Source organism: Veillonella sp. R32 (assembly GCF_010093125.1).
Taxonomy (GTDB): Bacteria; Bacillota; Negativicutes; order Veillonellales; family Veillonellaceae; genus Veillonella_A.
Genome location: NZ_NMZQ01000048.1, coordinates 45,520 through 63,658, shown reverse-complemented (window position 1 = coordinate 63,658; position 18,139 = coordinate 45,520). Strand labels below are relative to the sequence as shown.

Here is an 18,139-nt window from a genome sequence, read left to right as displayed (position 1 = left end):
TTAAAAAAATAAAGAAACTCAGTGTTTTTTCTTTTTACACTACCCGTAACACCTAAAGACGCACCTTTACTTTTTGTATCATTAGTAATACGTTGTCTATTTATACCCGCCTCTAATTGTATGTCTTTAGTAGCACTTAAGGCTATATTCTCACCTTGGATAGTTTCACCAATAGCCTGAATCGTACCAGTACTATTGGATTCATTACTATTACCTACAGCCGTAATCTGTACCACTCCATCACTATACACAGTGCCCCCTCTATAAGTCGTAGTAATAGCTGTACTTTCTTGCTCTGTAGAGCTAGAACCTATACTCATATGTACTATCTGAAAGATAATACCTTTAAACTAGCAAAAATAATTTAAAGCTTAATTATTTTTCTAATTTCTTATATATACGACTTCCTAAACATATCCAAAATATAATTTCTAACTGCATAATAAAATAAACTAAAGTAGTTTGAATAATATCAATAATATCTCTTCCCATGTTAAAATTTAATAAAGAAAATAATTTTTTTATTAAATTCATTATATAAATACTAGTTTTAATTACTATCAAAAATAAAAAATCATTATTAGTAATGTATGTATGGAAAAAAACTATGAAATTCTTCCATCCACTCAATATTATACTTCTACTATATTCTTGAAAAAAAAAGCTATATTCATTATCAATAATTAATATATTCCCAATCACCCATATTATGACTTGTACATTACATCTATTACTACCGTATAAACAAAACAAACATTTTAATATAGGAACCCCTATAATTATAGAGATAATTCCTAAAGGTAATATAAAGTAAACGGAAATCATCGTGGAAATGATATACACTAAAAACATAGTTAATATTTCTCGCACTATTAATTTCATATAATAACTACTCACTTTCTAGACTGTATATTTTTTATAGCATTAGCCAATTCCCAGGGCTTATAATATTGATTATATTCAAAACCATAATTATCCAATGTATCTATGATAAACGCTGCAAAAATTGTGCAATTTCATCATATACATAAGAACACCCTTAGATTTTGAGGTATATTCTGCTACATTATGAATATCTTCCATCACCAAGGTACCAGTCTTAACTACATTCTTAGATAGTGTAGCTTCACTATGTAATACAGCCCCTGTTAAGTGTGTGGTATCGCCTACGTCAACAGTAAGACCACCAGCCCCAGCATATATCCCCGCTTGACTCGTAACACTCGCATACTGACTCTGCGTCTCACCTATGTTATGGGCTCCACCAATAGAGCCTATACGACCAGTTGGTTGAATAGACTTGCTATTCACCATTACGAAGTAGTGGTTCTAAAAAGCGAAACTCTCCCTCTAATACATTGGTCTGATTTTCATCCCCCAGTTCAATATGAGTAATAAAAAAAGAAGGCCCCGTCTCATCTACTGCATTGTCTGCGTCAGTGGACGTATGGATGCCTTCTATCTCTACTCGCTTTGTCTGGTTTCGTTCATTACGAGCCTCTGCTCGTTGTCGCGCCATTTCTAATTGTTCTTGCTGTACTACATTCGGTATCGCTGAATCAGCGGCACTTACTGGTACAATACCCCATACAGGCGCACTAATAGCCATAACTACGGCCATGTTGACCCAAGCCTGCTTCATAGTAACACTCCTAACCTCTTACTTAATCAATATATTTTCTACCTATATCTATTCTATTTATGACAATTTTATCTCATATATGAACATTTGTCCATCATTATTTTTTCATAGAAATCAAACTATAACGTTTTGTATAAAAATGACATATTGAATAAAATCCATTACCATAAAAGTGACGAAACCATTATGAAAGGATATTTATTCAATATGTCTACTCTTAAAACAGTTTTCGCAAAAGCGCCAATAAAGCAACACCAATTGCGACTACACTAACCCCAATTAAAAATAAACTACCAAAAAAGAACAATACACCTAAGACAACTGCTGCCAAGGTAGCCAACACAAGCTTACCTTTCCAGCCTAAGGAACTAAAGGTATAGACTTTCATTTTAGGAAAGCCTTCATACGCACCATATGGTCCTTGTTCACGACCATATTCATAGGTGTCTTTAGTTTCCGCTTGCTTAGCACGACGAATATCTTCTTCCGATTGTTCGCGTCCGTCTTCATCAATGGTCATTCCATCAAAAGCACGGCGTTCTTCATCGGATAAGACATTCGTATTTTTTGTTTCATAAGATTGTTTATCTTCCATAGGCAATCTCCTGTGTCCCTACTATCAGACGAGCAGATTTTAACTGAAGTAGCAATAGTACTATCAGTCATTTTTACGCTTTTAAATGTTTCTGCAATAATTCATTAACTACACCAGGGTTAGCGCGACCCTTGCTAAGTTTCATAACTTGCCCAACTAAGAAGCCAATCGCTTTACCTTTACCGCTCTGGAAGTCTTCAACTGATTTTGGATTATCCGCAATAACTTGTTTTACGATTTCTTCAATAGCGCCCGTATCCGTAATCTGAACAAGACCTTCTTCTTCTACAATTTTCTGAGGGTCCTTACCAGTTTCCCACATAGATACGATAACTTTTTTAGCGATTTTACCAGAAATAGTGCCTTTTTCAATTAACGCAATCATAGCTGCTAATTGTTCTGGTTTTACTTTCGCTTCAGCAAAGGTAATGCCCGCTTCATTGACCATTTTAGACAAATCACCAAGCATCCAGTTAGCCGCTGTTTTAGCATCCGCCCCTGCTTTTACCGCTGCATCCAAATAATCCGCAGTTTCACGCATAGTGGTCAAAATATTGCTATCTTCTTCAGATAAGCCGTAATCAGCTTTGAAACGAGCAATTTTAGCATCTGGCAATTCTGGTAACGATTGACGAGCTTCTTCAATTTGTTCATCGCTGATTACGATTGGTACCAAATCTGGCTCTGGGAAGTAACGGTAATCATTTTCCGCTTCTTTTTTACGCATGGATAAGGTCATACCCTTGCCATCATCCCAAGTGCGTGTTTCTTGCACAATTTCGCCACCATCTTCTAATGTTTCAGCCTGACGAACGGCTTCATATTCAATCCCTTTCTGCAACGCAGTTAAGGAGTTCATATTTTTAATTTCTGTTTTAGTGCCTAATTTTTCTTCGCCCATTAGACGAACTGAAATATTAGCATCGCAACGCAAGCTACCTTCTTCCATACGCACATCCGATACGTCTAAGTATTTAATGATGGAGCGAAGTTTTTCCACATAAGCTCTAGCTTCTTCGCCAGAACGAAGATCTGGTTCAGATACGATTTCTAGAAGTGGCACGCCGGTACGGTTATAATCTACGTTAGAAGAATCAGACGTGCTAATGGTATTACCACTATGAACTAATTTACCCGCATCTTCTTCCATGTGAATACGAGTAATGAGAATACGACGAGTTTCACCATTCACTTCAATGTCTAAATGACCATTAAGGCAAATTGGTAAGTCATATTGCGAAGTCTGCCAGTTTTTAGGCAAATCTGGATAATAATAATTTTTACGGTCAAATTTATTAAATTGTAAAATTTCACAATTTAAAGCTAAGCCTACGCGAATGGCATAGTCTACTACTTTTTTATTAAGTACTGGCAATACCCCTGGTAAACCTAAGCAGACAGGACATACATGGGTATTTTGGTCACCACCAAATTCAGTAGTACAACCGCAGAAAATTTTAGACTTAGTTTTTAATTCAGTATGTACTTCCAGCCCTACGACTGTTTCATATTTCATAGTGTTACCTCCCCAATGGCTGCGACTTTATTACATTCAGGACGGGCTTGCTCAAAGGTATAAGCAGTACGTAATAATACTTCTTCACCCATCGCAGGGGCCAATAATTGCATACCAATTGGCATACCATTACTTGCAAATCCAGCAGGGATTGAAATACCAGGAATACCAGCTAGGTTAACTGGGGTAGTACAAATATCTTCCATATACATGGACAATGGATCATTAATTTTTTCACAAAACTTAAAAGCCGTATTAGGCGCTGTTGGCGTTAATAATACATCCACATTTTCAAAAGCCGCATCAAATTCGTTTTTAATTAAACGACGTGCTTTCAATGCTTTTAAATAGTACGCATCATAATAACCAGAGCTCAATACATACGTACCAAGTAAAATACGGCGTTGTACTTCAGGACCAAATCCTTTCGTACGGGTCTTAGTGGACATTTCAACTAAATTGTCAGCTGGTACACGTAAACCATAGCTTACCCCATCATAACGAGCTAAGTTGGAACTTGCTTCCGCTAGAGCAATGATATAATACGCGGATAAGGCATATTTAGAAGTAGGCAAGCTTACTTCTACAATTTGAGCCCCTAATTCTTCATAGGTTTTAGCCGCTTTTTCAATCGCTTCACGTACTTCGCTATTAATACCATCGCCAAAATATTCTTTTGGCATACCAATTTTAAGGCCTTTCACATCGCTTACTAAGGACTTAGTGTAATCAGGACGTTCCCCTGGAATGGACGTAGAGTCGCGATGGTCATGACCAGTAATCGCATTCAATACGATGGCCGCATCCGTTACATCACGGGTCACAGGCCCAATCTGATCTAAGGACGACGCAAAAGCAATCAAGCCATATCGAGATACATTACCATAAGTTGGTTTTAAGCCTACTACGCCGCAATACGCCCCTGGTTGACGAATGGAACCACCTGTATCAGAACCTAACGCCCAAATGGCACTACCAGCCGATACAGCAGCGGCGCTACCGCCGGAGGAACCGCCTGGCACATACTCAGCATTCCAAGGATTCGTCGTTTTAGCTAACGCAGAGTTTTCCGTAGAACCACCCATAGCAAATTCGTCCATATTAACTTTGCCAAGACTTACATAGTCTTGACCTGCTAATTTTTCAATAACAGTGGCATTATAAGGAGGCACAAAGTTAGCTAACATTTTAGACGCACAAGTAGCCTTCTGATCTTTAATACAAATATTATCTTTAATAGCCCCTGGAATCCCTGCCAATGGGGCAATGCTTTCACCAGCCGCAATTTTTTCATCCACTTTAGCTGCTACGGCTAAGGCTTCCTCATGCGAATCAGATAAGTACGCATGTACAGTTGGTTCTGTTTTAGCTTTATGAGCAATCACAGCCTTAGTTAGTTCTACAGCGGACAGTTCTTTAGCTGTTAATTGTTTGTGTAATTCATGAATTGTCACAGTGCTTCCTCCTATTCTTGTACAACGCGTGGTACTTTGAAGTAACCATTTTCTTCTTCTGGTGCATTCTGCAATGCTAAGTCATGATCAAGTGATGGTTTTACTTCATCTTCGCGGAATACATTTTGCAAAGGCACTGCATGAGCCATAGGTTGTACCCCATCAAGGTCTAATTCTTCTAATTCTGTAACATATGATAAAACGTCATTTAAGGCTTTTTCTACAGAGCCCATATTCTCTTCGCTAATATCTAAGCGCGATAGTAAAGCAATCTTTTTGATTTCATCCCGATTGATTTTCATGCGTACACATCCTTTCATTGTATTATTATATCAAATCAGCTGTAACAATACAAAATGAGCCTATTGCCAGTCTTTGATTAATTCTAAAAATTCTGCTTCGTCCATGATCCGTATACCTAAGGCTTCCGCTTTTGTCAATTTACTACCGGCTTCCGCCCCAGCTATAACAATCGTGGTCTTTTTACTTACAGAGCCTGTAATTTTAGCACCATGAGCTGCTAATAAGTCGCCTGCCTCTTTGCGTCCCATACTGTCAAGCGTACCCGTTAATACAATCGTTTCACCAGCTAATTCGGTGCCACTTGGTTCGGCCACTTCTTCTTCCATGACGATGCCTAACTGACGCAAGCGCTCAATTAAAGCTAAATTATAAGGCTCTTTGAAGTAAGCTACCAAGCTTTCCGCCATCGTAGGGCCTATTTCACTTACAGCCGTTAACGTCTCTACAGTAGCATTTTGTAAGGCCTCCATGGTTGGAAAATGTTCCGCAATAGTGCGCCCTGCTTTAGCACCAATTAAGCGAATCCCTAAAGCAAACAATAATCGTCCTAACCCTCTAGACTTAGAATCAGCAATAGCCTTTAATAAGTTTTGAGCCGACTTCTTGCCCATCCGTTCCATCGTCACCAATTGTTCTTCGGTTAACTCATATAAATCAGCTACGGTAGCAATTAATTTATAGGCAATCAGGCTTTCTACAATACTTGGCCCTAAACCATCAATATTCATGGCATCACGAGAGGCAAAGTGAATAATCTTCTCTTTTTCTACTGCCGGACAATGCTCATTACTGCAACGAACAGCCACTTCACCAGCCCGGCGTACGGTAGGTGAGTCGCAAATCGGACAATGACTAGGCATCGTAAATTCTACTTCGCTACCAGTCCGCTTTTCAGGCAAGGACTTAATCACTTCAGGAATAATTTCCGCTGCTTTATGAATCATTACATGGTCGCCAATACGAATGTCCTTATCTTTGATAAAGTCTTCATTATGAAGCGTAGCACGTGCCACATTCGTCCCTGACACAAATACAGGTTCCAGTTCAGCGGTAGGTGTTAAAACACCTGTACGGCCAATATTAATGGTAATATCTTTAACAATCGTTTCCACTTCTTCTGGTGGGTATTTAAAGGCCGTTGCCCAACGAGGATCCTTAACAGTCGCCCCTAATTGTTCTTGGTCTTCAAAAGCATTTACTTTAATAACCATGCCATCTGTATCATAGGGCAAATTATGGCGTTCTGTATCCCAATAAGCAATGCGTTCTACAATCTCATCAGCAGAATGGCAAAGTGTATAATTAGGATTCACATGGAAATGGAAATCCTCCAAAGTCTTCAATAATTCACTTTGCGAGTGAATCTGGGCGCCCTCTGAAGAACCTAAGGCATAGGCAAAGAAATCTAAATTACGACTAGCCGTAATAGCTGGATCTAATTGCCGTAACGAACCAGCCGCTGCATTGCGAGGGTTCACAAAGGTAGGCAACCCTTCCGCTTTCCGTTCTTCATTGATACGCTGAAATTCTTTATGAGGCATATACACTTCCCCGCGAATTTCTATATAAGGCGGTGCCTTCTCAATCCATAAAGGTACCGATTGAATCGTGCGCACATTGTTGGTAACATCTTCACCGACGCGCCCATCACCGCGCGTAACAGCCCGCACCAACACGCCATTTTCATAGTTCAAATTACAGGCTAAGCCATCAATTTTTAATTCTACTACATAGTCTGGACGATGACCCAAATCGCGTTCCGTCCGCTCCGTGAAACTACGCACTTCTTCATAAGTAAATACATTGCCTAAACTAAGCATAGGCGTACCATGCACTACTTTTGGAAAATCCCCTTCTACTTTAGCCCCTACTCGTTGAGTTGGCGAGTACGTGGTAATGTATTCAGGATGAGCCGTTTCAAGGTCTACTAATTCCCGATATAATGTATCGTATTCATAATCTTCCATTTGTGGCGCATCTTTTACATAGTATAAATACCCACAGTAGGCCAATAAATGTTGTAATGCATGCGCTTTGGCTTCCTCAGTACTGGCGGTCGCTAACGCTGCTCGTAATTCTTTCATCGTTGGCATAATATTCTCCTGCAAACTTACTTTTCTAATCGTTTCACCGGGGCAAACTGAGCCATAATTAAACGAACACCTTGTGTTGGAAATTCAATTTTAAGCTTTAAGCCAGGGCCAGATCCTTGTAATTCAAGCACGGTGCCATTGCCCCATTTAGCATGCACGGCGGTGTCACCGACTTGCCAATTTTCCACTACAGGATTACGCAAAGTAGGTTTCGTCACTGGTCGTGACATGACGGATAAATGCGCAGGCACATGGCGCTGAATCTCTTCACGCACTTTACGCTTAGGTCTTAATTCTTCAACTAGCCCTTCTGGAATTTCCTTCAAAAAGCGTGACGGTAAATAGCCATTAGTACGGCCAAAGACTGTACGGGTCGTAGCATTTAGTACATATAATTCTTTTTCAGCACGAGTAATCCCTACATAGCAAAGGCGTCGTTCTTCTTCAATTTCTTCAGGATTCATGAGAGTCCGACTATGCGGAAATAAACCTTCTTCAAGGCCAGCTAAGAATACAATCGGGAATTCCAAACCTTTCGCTGAATGCAAGGTCATAAGCGTTACTTTAGAATCCGCTTGTTCGTAAGTATCCACATCATTAACAAGGGCCACTTGCTCTAAGAAATCTTGCACTGTTCCCGTTGGATTTTCATCTAAAAATACTTTGGCTACAGAAAGTAATTCACCAATGTTTTCTACCCGCGCTTCATCTTGAGGATCTGTACTTGCCTCTAGTTCTTTTAAATATCCTGTTTTTTCTAAAATGGACTCTAAAATTTGAAGTACATTGTGATCCTCCATCATAGCTACTAAGGTAAAAATAAGAATGCCAAATTCTTCTAATTTATCCTTCGTTTTACCTTTAATCGTAGGAATTTGACTTAACATAGTTAGGGTCATAAATAAAGAATTACCCGTTTCACGCGCGTAATCTTGTAATTTACCTACTGTAGTAGCTCCAATACTGCGCTTTGGTACGTTGATAATACGCAATAAACTCAAATCGTCAAAAGGATTAAACAATACCTTTAAATAGGCCAATACATCTTTAATTTCTTTACGATCATAGAACTTCGTACCCCCTACCATTACATAAGGAATACCGCGCTTAATCAAGCCTTCTTCCAACGCACGGGACTGTGCATTGGTACGATATAAAATAGCCGTATTACCATACGGTACTTCATGTAAATCGTGCTGTTTTGCAATAGTTTCACTAATAAAAGCGGCTTCTTCCTGTTCAGATTGTGCTTCAAAGTGACGAATCTTAGGGCCCATATCTTGATCAGTCCACAACACTTTATCAGGACGGCCTTCATTATTATCAATCACCGCATTGGCTGCCTCTAAGATAGTCTTAGTGGAGCGATAATTCTGCTCTAACTTAATCGTCTTACAAGCAGGATAATCTTTTTCAAAATCTAAAATATTTTGAATATCCGCCCCACGCCAAGCATAAATACTTTGATCCGCATCCCCTACGACACAAATATTTTGCCATTTAGAAGCTAATAAATGGGCTAAGGTATATTGCGCATGGTTTGTATCTTGATATTCATCAATCATAATATAACGAAAACGGTGACTATATTTAGCTAATACCTCTTCTTTGCTTTGCAATAATTTAACCGCTACTAGCAATAAGTCATCAAAGTCGAGAGCGTTATTTTTGCGCAATTCTCGTTCGTAATACTCATATACATCAGCTACTTTTTGACTGTAAAAATCACGTGCTTCCAAACGATAGTCATGGGCTAATAAAAGGCGGTTTTTCGCATCAGAAATAGCACTGAGCATTGCACCTACGGGAAAATATTTATCATCTAAATTTAAAGCTTTCAAAGCCCCCTTAATAACAGCTTGCGAATCACCTGTGTCATAGATGGTAAAATTTTTGCTATATCCTAAAAAGTTATCTAATTCAAATCGTAAGAATTTAGCACAGAAGGAGTGAAACGTGCTAAGCCAAATACGATCTGCTAAAGAACCTACTAAATCCTCTACACGACTTTTCATTTCTTTAGCAGCTTTGTTAGTGAAAGTAATGGCTAAAATTTCATAAGGATTCACGCCTTTCGCCAATAAATGAGCAATTCGATAAGTAAGAACTCGTGTTTTACCGGAACCGGCGCCCGCTACAATCAATAAGGGACCTTCCGTAGTGCGTACCGCTTCTTGTTGCTCTTTATTCAAACCATCAAATAAACTACTCATAACAATCCTTTCCATACTTAATCTGTAATGAACAAAAACGTTGCAAGAGGCAACGTTTTTGTCAGTTCTATATCCAATCTAATAGTACTTTCCTAATAAATTGGCTTATTTCATAGCCCCCAAGATTTGAGGTACAATTTGTTTTTTACGAGATAAGGTATTCGCAAGGAATACTTCTTGTTCTTTTGGCTCAACACCGAAAGCGGCTTTGACAATAGCCTCCACATCACCAGCAAATAATAAGTTAGTGCTTTCTTTCAAAATGTCCGTCACCATAATGTAAGAAGCTACATAATTATTAGCGGCACGTAATTCTTCCAAAGCTTTTAACAAAGCTGGTTTACGAGTTAATACTTCTTCCGCATTCATAGTAGACAACTGACCAATCGTAAATACTTGGCCATTAGCGCTAAATTCTTTCATATCTGTGCGTACAATCTTTTCATCGCTGAAATCAGATACATCAGCACCTGCTTTTAACATTTCAAGACCATAGGCTTCTAAATCAACACCAGCAATGGTGGCTAATTTTTTAGCTGTTTCTACATCTTTTGGAGTGCACGTTGGCGAGCGGAATAATACAGTATCTGAAATAATAGCAGATAGCAATAGACCAGCAATGTGTTTAGGAATTTCCTGACCATATTGCCAATAGAAATTAGCAACAATAGTACAAGAACAACCTACTGGTTCATAATGAATGAAAATAGGATTTTCTGTTACTAAACCACCAATACGATGATGATCTACATTTTCTACGATTTCAGCATCTTCAATATCATCAATGATTTGTACTTTTTCATTATGGTCAATTAAAATTACTTTTTGTTTATCTTTAGGTGCTTCTACATTAGAACGAACCATGCCAAAGTATGTATCCCCATCCACTACTGGGAAGGCACCATTATGACCACGGTCAAACTCTTTCAATTTAAGGTCAGGTGAAATTAATTGGCAACCCGCTTTAGATACAATATCCCCTGCTGTCACGGATGTTTTATCAAGCCAAGCATTAGCTAACGCATCGATTAAACGGCTTGGTAAAATAACGCCTACAAATTTACCATCTTTAACAACTGGTACACGATTCATATCATGTTCTTTACGCCATGCAAGAACAGCTTCTAAATTAGCGGAAGCTTCAACAGCAGGTACGGTTTCTAACACATCTTTAATGCGTACCGCAAAGCTAGTAACGATTTCAGGATGTTCTACTTTGAAATAATCTAATACAAAAGACGTTTCTTTATTGGCAGGACCTGCACAAATAGCTTTCGCAGGAATCCCCATTTGATTTTTTAAATTAGCATAGCCCAAGGCTGAGCAGAAAGAGTCAGTATCAGGGCTCTTATGGCCAGTAACGAAAATCACATTTTCACTCATGTATATCACCTCATAAAATATTTAGAATTAACGAAGTTAATTTATCTTATTTATTATATCATAGATTACCCCTTTACAGTATGGGCAAATGTTAGATACCTAAAAAATCTCCAGCTAAGATTCTTAACTGGAGATTTTTAGAACGGATTATCTTGTTTACTTCTAGAAACACTTATCTTGTTTATTTCAAGAAACTGCTATCTGGTTTATTTCAAGAAGGAATTATATTGATAACTGCTAGCCCTTTCTTATAAGAACATAACGAAGTTAGCAACAACTAACGTAATACCAGCACCAATCATAGGAATAGCTGTTCGTTTTACCAAATCAAATGGTGAAATCCCAGCCATACCAGAGGCTACAACGATAACGGCCGTAATTGGTGAAATAGCACGGAAAGCACTGGCAATAAAGTGCATTGGTAGAATCATCAACGCTGCTGAAACGCCCGTAGACGCTGCAATAGATGGTACTAAATTAGCAAAAGCAAAGAATGGCGCGTTACCAGAGCCCATAACAATAGACGATACACCGATAATTGCCACCATCACAAGGGTAATACCAATACCGCCAAAACCAGATGTTTTAGCCCAGTTAATGAGAGCATCGATAGTACCAATAGCCATAAGCCCTTTAGCAAATAATTCACCAGCTACGATAAGGCTGACTACATTCGCCATTTGACGGCCCATGCCATCAAAATACACCTGCAAATCAGCTAATACTGATTTACCATCTAAAGTACGTACGTATTGGAAAATCATACCAATAGTTGTACCGATTAACATAGCCATAATAATGTTCATTTTAATCCAAGAAATCCAAAGGCTTGAGAACGATAAGATTAAAGCTAATGGAATGACTGGCAAAATCGCATAATATAATGGCGCTTCTACTTTTAAATCTTCATTGGTCATCTTATCTTCGTTTACAGTTGCTTCTTGGGCTACTACCACATGACCATCTCGTTTATCCATATACTTTTGGGTGAAGTAGTGCAGCACGGCTACTACTGGGAACACCCATAAAGCAACTGGCACTTGGAAAGAATGCCAATAGGTAACCGGATCAAGGCCCGCTAATTCAGCCGCAAAAATTGTACCCGTATCACTAGGGCTCCAATCCAAACAAAGAGTGGTAGTAATCGCAGCCGTTGCCGATAATTTACTTACCCCTAAAGCAATAAGCACTGGATACATGGTTACCATTAATAACATGGCTAGACCGGAGGCACTATTAATCGCCAAACCAATAACCATCCCTAATACCCAACAAGCACTTAATACGATATAAGGGGATTTTAACTTCTGCAATGGTTTAATCGTTAAGGTAACTAACGCACGGGAGGCACCAATATGGTCCATATAACGAGCAAAGCCAGCTACGGCCATAATATTAAGGCCTAATTTAGCTGCCCGCTCACTAAATAAGATACGAATGAGTTCATAAATATCAAAAATAAAGTTACCCGTTGCTTGTTTAGCCCCTAAAATTGTGCCATACCCTAATAAGTAAGCGAGTGCTAGTAATACCATACCACCTATAAAGAGCACCGCCTGTGCTTTGTACCGTTTAAACACTAAGGTACCAATCCACAAAATGACAATAACAGAAATTAAAATGTTCACATGCATACCTCCTCACTTAAATCACAACTTAGTAATTCTTACAGTGTTACCGAAGATGCATGCTGTCCGCCTTTTATGCATACACCTAATTTGTATACATTATATCACGAAGTTATTCATCTTAATTATACTTAATATGCATAAATGACATAAAAGTCGTTTAATATTTAATAAAATTTTCATCCTATCATTGATACGTCATATATAGTTCTACTAAATTCTTTTAAGGGCCTACTATCTTATAAGAATCTACTACATTAAAAATAAAAAAGAACGAGTATACAAAACTGTATACTCGCCCTTTTATAAAACATGTAAGCGATATAACCGATTAATGTTTTTTATTCTTTTTGCCAAAGCCAATATTTTCAATAAGGATAAATAGCATTGGAATAACAAAAATCCCAAATAAGGTAGCCGATGTCATACCTGCTACTACTGTAATCCCCATGGAAACACGGGCCCCTGCACCAGCACCACTAGAAATAGCTAGTGGAATACAACCTAAAATGAACGCTAACGAAGTCATCAAAATTGGACGCAAACGAATCTTAGCCGCTTCAATCGCTGCATCTACGAAACGCATGCCCCGTTCATCAACACGAATCTTCGCATATTCAATAATCAGAATTGCATTCTTCGCCGCCAAACCAACGAGTGTTAACAAACCAATCTGTAAGTAAATATCATTGGTTAAGCTATAGGCGCCAGTTAAATTCAATAACCAAGGAATTAACGCGGCCCCAACGATACCAGATGGTACGGAGAATAATACGGCAAACGGAACTTTCCAGGATTCATACAAAGCTGCCAATACTAAGAATACGAAGATAATCCCCATACCTAAGATAAGGATAGTCTGAGTACCAGCTTTAACTTCTTCACGGCTTTGATCAGCCCAGTCATACGTATAACCTTGTGGTAAGTTTTTAGCCAAGTTTTCCAAAGCTGCAATGGCATCACCAGAACTATATGCCGCGCCTTGAGAACCACCAATCTTAACAGCTGGGTAGTTGTTAAAACGAGTAATTGTGGATACCGAAGTAGTCGCAGTCGATTTGATGTAGTTAGCTACGGGATATAAAGTACCACTACTATTAGCTACATATAGATTATTGTTATTTTCAGGCGATACACGGTAATCTTGTTGTGCCTGAATAACTACTTTATAGTTTTTACCAAACTCATTAAAGTCGTTGACCTGAATACTACCATAGAACCCTTGCAAGGTTGTGAAAATATCAGATACACTTACACCATCACGAGCGGCCTTATCACGATTAATATCGAAATCATAGGATGGCGTACCATCACTATAAGTGGTATAAATCGAAGCAAAAACAGGTTGCTTGCGAGCTTCACTTAAGAAGTCATTAACAACAGTGGCCATCTGTTCCGGTGTATCCCCTGCTTTATTGATAATATACATGGAGAAACCGCCTGTATTACCTAAGCCAGGAATTGGTGGTGGGTTCATAGGTAAAATCGTTGCTTCTGGAATCGTAGCGGAGAAGCCCATAAGTTTACCGATTTTAGAATTTACATCTTGACCGGCCCCTTTACGTTCACTCCAGTCAGCTAAGGTAGCAAACATTAGACCACCACTGGTTTTCTGAGCACTAGATAAAATATCAAAGCCAGAAATACCCGCTTTATCCGTAATATCAGGGTCTTGATTCATGAATTCCGTTACTTTTTCAATAACCCCCATAGTACGTGAGGTTGTAGCCCCTTCTGGTAAGCTAATCGCTACCATGTAGTACCCATTATCTTCCGCTGGTACGAAGGCCGATGGTAAAACGCGGAATACACCAACGGAAATAAGTACAAAACCAATTAACACCACAATGGTAAGCCATAAATGTTTAGCTAAACGAGCTAATTGGAACCCATACCAATCACTGAAACGTTCCAAAGCATCATTGAACTTATTGAGTCCACGATGTATAAAGTCTTCTTTTTCTTTAGGCACATGAGGACGTAACATCATAGCACAAAGAGCTGGTGTTAAGGTTAACGCTACGAATGCAGAAATCGCTACGGATACGGCAATTGTCAAGGCAAACTGTTTATACAGAATACCCGTCATACCACCCATAAAGGATACTGGTACGAATACAGAGGCCAACACGAAAGCTATACCAACTACTGGGCCTTGTACGTTTTTCATAGCCGCAATAGTTGCTTCATGAGGTTTTAAACCATTGACCTTTATTTCATATTCTACGGCTTCAATAACAACGATGGCATCATCCACAACCAAACCAATAGCCAATACCATAGCGAATAAGGTCAACGTATTAATCGTAAAGTCTAATACCTCGAAGGAGGCGAAAGTACCTAGTAGCGATACTGGTACGGCAATCATTGGAATCAATGTAGAACGCCAGGATTGTAAGAAAATATATACAATCAAAGCAACCAAAATTAAGGCTTCCACGAAGGTATGAATAACTTCTTCAATAGATGCTGTAACGAAGTTTGTATTATCTACGATAACCGTATATTCAACCCCAGGTGGCAAACTTTCTTGCTGTTTAGCTAATACTTCTTTTACTTTACCAATAGTTTCAATAGCATTGGCATCGCTAGTCAAAGATACAGCAAAGGCAGCCATTGGCTTACCATTACTCTTAGCCGTAACATTGTAATCTTTAGAACCTAATTGAATATTCGCTACGTCTTTCAAGCGTAATAAATTACCATTGCTATCCGTCTTAATAATAACATTACCAAATTCTTCTGGTGTCATTAAACGACCTTGGATGGTAATATTATGGGATACTTGCTGATCACTTGGTGTTGGATCAGCCCCTAATGAACCTGGTGCGGCCTGTTTGTTCTGTGCAGAAATTGCACTTACTACTTGCGCAATCGTCACATTATGTTGCGACATCTTAGATGGATCTAACCAAATACGCATAGCAAAGTCAGCACCGAATTCTTGAACACTACCTACCCCATTAATGGCTTTAATTTCATCCATCATGTAGTTGGACGCATAGTTTTTTAAGAACGTCTGATCATATGTGCTTTCATCTTTAGATTTCAAAGCAAATACTAAGGACATATCGCCTGTAGATTTCGTTGTAATAACACCAACGTTTTGAACTTCTGAAGGTAACGATGCTAATGCACGTTGTACGCGGTTTTGCGTATTAACTGTATCCATATCGGCATCAGTACCTTGATTAAATTGAACCGTCAAAGAGTAACTACCACTGCTACTACTTGTGGACATCATATAGTCCATGTCCTGAACACCAATAATCTGGGCTTCAATAACGGACGCTACCGTGTCACTAACAACCGAAGCAGACGCGCCTACATAACTAGTAGATACACGCACCTGCGGTGGTGTAATTTCTGGATAACGAGCAACTGGCAAAGTAAACATAGATACCAAGCCAACAATTGTAATAATCAAGGACAAAACGATGGCGAATATAGGTCGGTTTATAAAAAATTTCGACACGATATACCCCCTTATTTAGTCTTCTCTACTTGGTCTTTAGTCAAAGCCGTTGCTTTAACTTTCACACCATTACGAATCTTAGTTAAGCCGTCAACAACAACTGTTTCACCGGCTTGTACACCACTCTTAACAATCGTATAAATACCTTGGGTACCGCTAGTTACCACTGGCACTTGTTTTACCGTACCTGATTCATCAACTACGTATACAAAAGATTTATCCAATACTTGTGTCAATGCTTTAGTAGGCACTAAAATAGCCCCTTTAATAATATCCCCAGGAGATACTACTGATGCATACATATTAGGTAATAACATATGCTCTGGATTTGGGAAAGATGCTTTGAAAATTAATTGACCAGAAGAACTATCAAGATTTTTAGCAGCCTGTACTAAAGTACCCGTATATTGGTAAATGGAACCATCAGACAAACGAAGTTGTAATGGTAAGTTATCTAAACTTTGACCTTGTTTGTTTTTCATGAATTCTAAATATTCAGTTTCACTCATAGCAAACTGTACGTACACTGGATCAACCGTGTTAATAGTTACAAGTGTAGTCGTCCCTGCGGTTACATAAGAGCCTAAATCGATGTCATCCATTTCAAGCGTGCCATCGAATGGGGCATAAATTACAGTATCTTGTAAATTATCCTGTGCAATACGAACAGCCGCTTCATTGGCTTCCAAAGCCGCCCGTTGTTGTTCAGCGGTGCTAGCTTGCGTATCTAAAGTCTGACGTGCAATGGCATCTTCGTTAGCTAATTGTTGATACCGCTGTAAATCACGTTCAGAGTTTAAGTAGGATGCATTAGTAGACGCAGCGGTAGCTTGCGCACTTGCTAAATTAGCTTCATACTGACGGGAATCCAAACGGAATAGGGGCTGACCTTTCACCACTTGTTGGCCCCCTTTGACATACTTTTCAACAACATGGCCCGATACACGAGCATGAATGGCTGTTGTATTCTGTGATGTAATCGTACCATTAAAAGATGTAGCAATCTGTGTATCTGTAGCTGCTATTTTATAGGTATTCACAGCCACCTCACTCGGCTGCGCTTCTTCTTTGCCACAGCCCGCCACTACGAGCATCATAGCCATAATAGCTACAAGGGCCCCTGAAAAACGAAACTTAAACATTCTTTGCCTCCTCATTTAAAATACCATACAATATCATATTCATCGCATTTGATAAAATTACTGTACATTCTTCGGGATTACGATGACTATCGTAAAATACAGTACGCACTACACCTTTTAACATCAACAACAACACATCTATATCTACGTTTTTAATAATTCCTAATTGTTGTTGTTCTTTTAAAAAGTTGCCTAGTAAATCCCAATCACGTTCAAATACACGTAATACATGATCTACCAAGGATGGTACTGAAGCAAACATTAAGCGATAATGATCGCCACTAATTGTTGCGTACAAGTCAGATTTAACAGTGAAATAATTCTTCAACTTAGTTACACAATCTACATTAGGTTCTTCTAAGATTTTTTTGTGAATATTATAGAAGTCTTGGCTTTTTTCAAATAAGATACGCTCTATAATTTCATTCTTAGAATGGAAATTCTCATATAACGTTCGTTTACTAATATTTAACCGCTTAGCTAAATCATCCATCCGAAATGACGAGCCATGCAATTCTATCTCAGCAACAGCCGCTTCAAGAATACGTTGCTTCATTGTCGCCTCCCTCACCTTACATAACTAATTCGACTTACCGTCAAACACATTACAATCAAACACAATAATTACACATCGACTATACAAAAAATTTATGAAGTTTTTGTAAAAGATATAGTCGGTATACATCAAAAAAAGT

General features: G+C 38.7%; 14 protein-coding genes. All 14 read right to left on the bottom strand.

The features are described 5' to 3' along the window. The coding region (locus VER_RS09665; RefSeq protein WP_162100616.1) for a hemagglutinin repeat-containing protein at positions 1-320 on the bottom strand (320 nt) is incomplete at its 3' end. Between the two features lie 652 nt (positions 321-972). Next, positions 973-1,314 (bottom strand): hypothetical protein, encoded by a 342-nt coding sequence (locus VER_RS09660; RefSeq protein WP_162100615.1) that lies wholly within the window; start codon positions 1,312-1,314, stop codon positions 973-975. Continuing rightward, positions 1,304-1,642: a hypothetical protein gene (locus tag VER_RS09655; RefSeq protein ID WP_162100614.1), complete on the bottom strand. Its 339-nt coding sequence runs from the start codon at positions 1,640-1,642 to the stop codon at positions 1,304-1,306. The genes VER_RS09660 and VER_RS09655 overlap by 11 nt, the downstream gene beginning before the upstream one ends. Positions 1,643-1,859: 217 nt before the next feature. Next, a complete protein-coding gene (locus VER_RS09650) occupies positions 1,860-2,237 on the bottom strand; it encodes an undecaprenyl-diphosphate phosphatase (protein WP_162100613.1) in 378 nt (125 codons plus the stop codon). Between the two features lie 73 nt (positions 2,238-2,310). Continuing rightward, positions 2,311-3,753, bottom strand: a complete 1,443-nt coding sequence (gatB, locus tag VER_RS09645) for an Asp-tRNA(Asn)/Glu-tRNA(Gln) amidotransferase subunit GatB (protein WP_162100612.1) — start codon at positions 3,751-3,753, stop codon at positions 2,311-2,313. Then, positions 3,750-5,207 (bottom strand): Asp-tRNA(Asn)/Glu-tRNA(Gln) amidotransferase subunit GatA, encoded by a 1,458-nt coding sequence (gatA, locus tag VER_RS09640; protein ID WP_162100611.1) that lies wholly within the window; start codon positions 5,205-5,207, stop codon positions 3,750-3,752. The genes gatB and gatA overlap by 4 nt, the downstream gene beginning before the upstream one ends. Before the next feature lie 11 nt (positions 5,208-5,218). Continuing rightward, positions 5,219-5,509, bottom strand: coding sequence for an Asp-tRNA(Asn)/Glu-tRNA(Gln) amidotransferase subunit GatC (gene gatC / locus VER_RS09635; protein WP_162100610.1), 291 nt, complete (start codon positions 5,507-5,509; stop codon positions 5,219-5,221). Positions 5,510-5,569: 60 nt separating this feature from the next. Beyond that, complete coding sequence (gene ligA / locus VER_RS09630; protein WP_370456481.1) at positions 5,570-7,594, bottom strand: NAD-dependent DNA ligase LigA; 2,025 nt, start codon at positions 7,592-7,594, stop codon at positions 5,570-5,572. A 26-nt stretch (positions 7,595-7,620) separates the two neighbouring features. After that, the gene (gene pcrA / locus VER_RS09625) at positions 7,621-9,816 is read right to left on the bottom strand and encodes a DNA helicase PcrA (RefSeq protein ID WP_162100608.1); all 2,196 of its coding nucleotides are present in this window, start codon (positions 9,814-9,816) and stop codon (positions 7,621-7,623) included. Between the two features lie 105 nt (positions 9,817-9,921). Continuing rightward, positions 9,922-11,199: a manganese-dependent inorganic pyrophosphatase gene (locus tag VER_RS09620; protein ID WP_162100607.1), complete on the bottom strand. Its 1,278-nt coding sequence runs from the start codon at positions 11,197-11,199 to the stop codon at positions 9,922-9,924. Positions 11,200-11,447: 248 nt separating this feature from the next. Further along, the gene (gene dcuC / locus VER_RS09615) at positions 11,448-12,833 is read right to left on the bottom strand and encodes a C4-dicarboxylate transporter DcuC (RefSeq protein WP_162100606.1); all 1,386 of its coding nucleotides are present in this window, start codon (positions 12,831-12,833) and stop codon (positions 11,448-11,450) included. Between the two features lie 325 nt (positions 12,834-13,158). After that, entirely contained in the window at positions 13,159-16,302 is a 3,144-nt protein-coding gene (locus VER_RS09610; RefSeq protein WP_162100605.1) for an efflux RND transporter permease subunit, read from the bottom strand. Between the two features lie 11 nt (positions 16,303-16,313). Next, positions 16,314-17,444: an efflux RND transporter periplasmic adaptor subunit gene (locus tag VER_RS09605; protein WP_162100604.1), complete on the bottom strand. Its 1,131-nt coding sequence runs from the start codon at positions 17,442-17,444 to the stop codon at positions 16,314-16,316. After that, on the bottom strand, positions 17,437-18,000 hold the full coding sequence (locus tag VER_RS09600) for a TetR/AcrR family transcriptional regulator (protein ID WP_162100603.1): 564 nt from the start codon (positions 17,998-18,000) through the stop codon (positions 17,437-17,439). Before VER_RS09600 ends, VER_RS09605 begins: the two co-directional genes overlap by 8 nt. Positions 18,001-18,139: the final 139 nt, after the last annotated feature.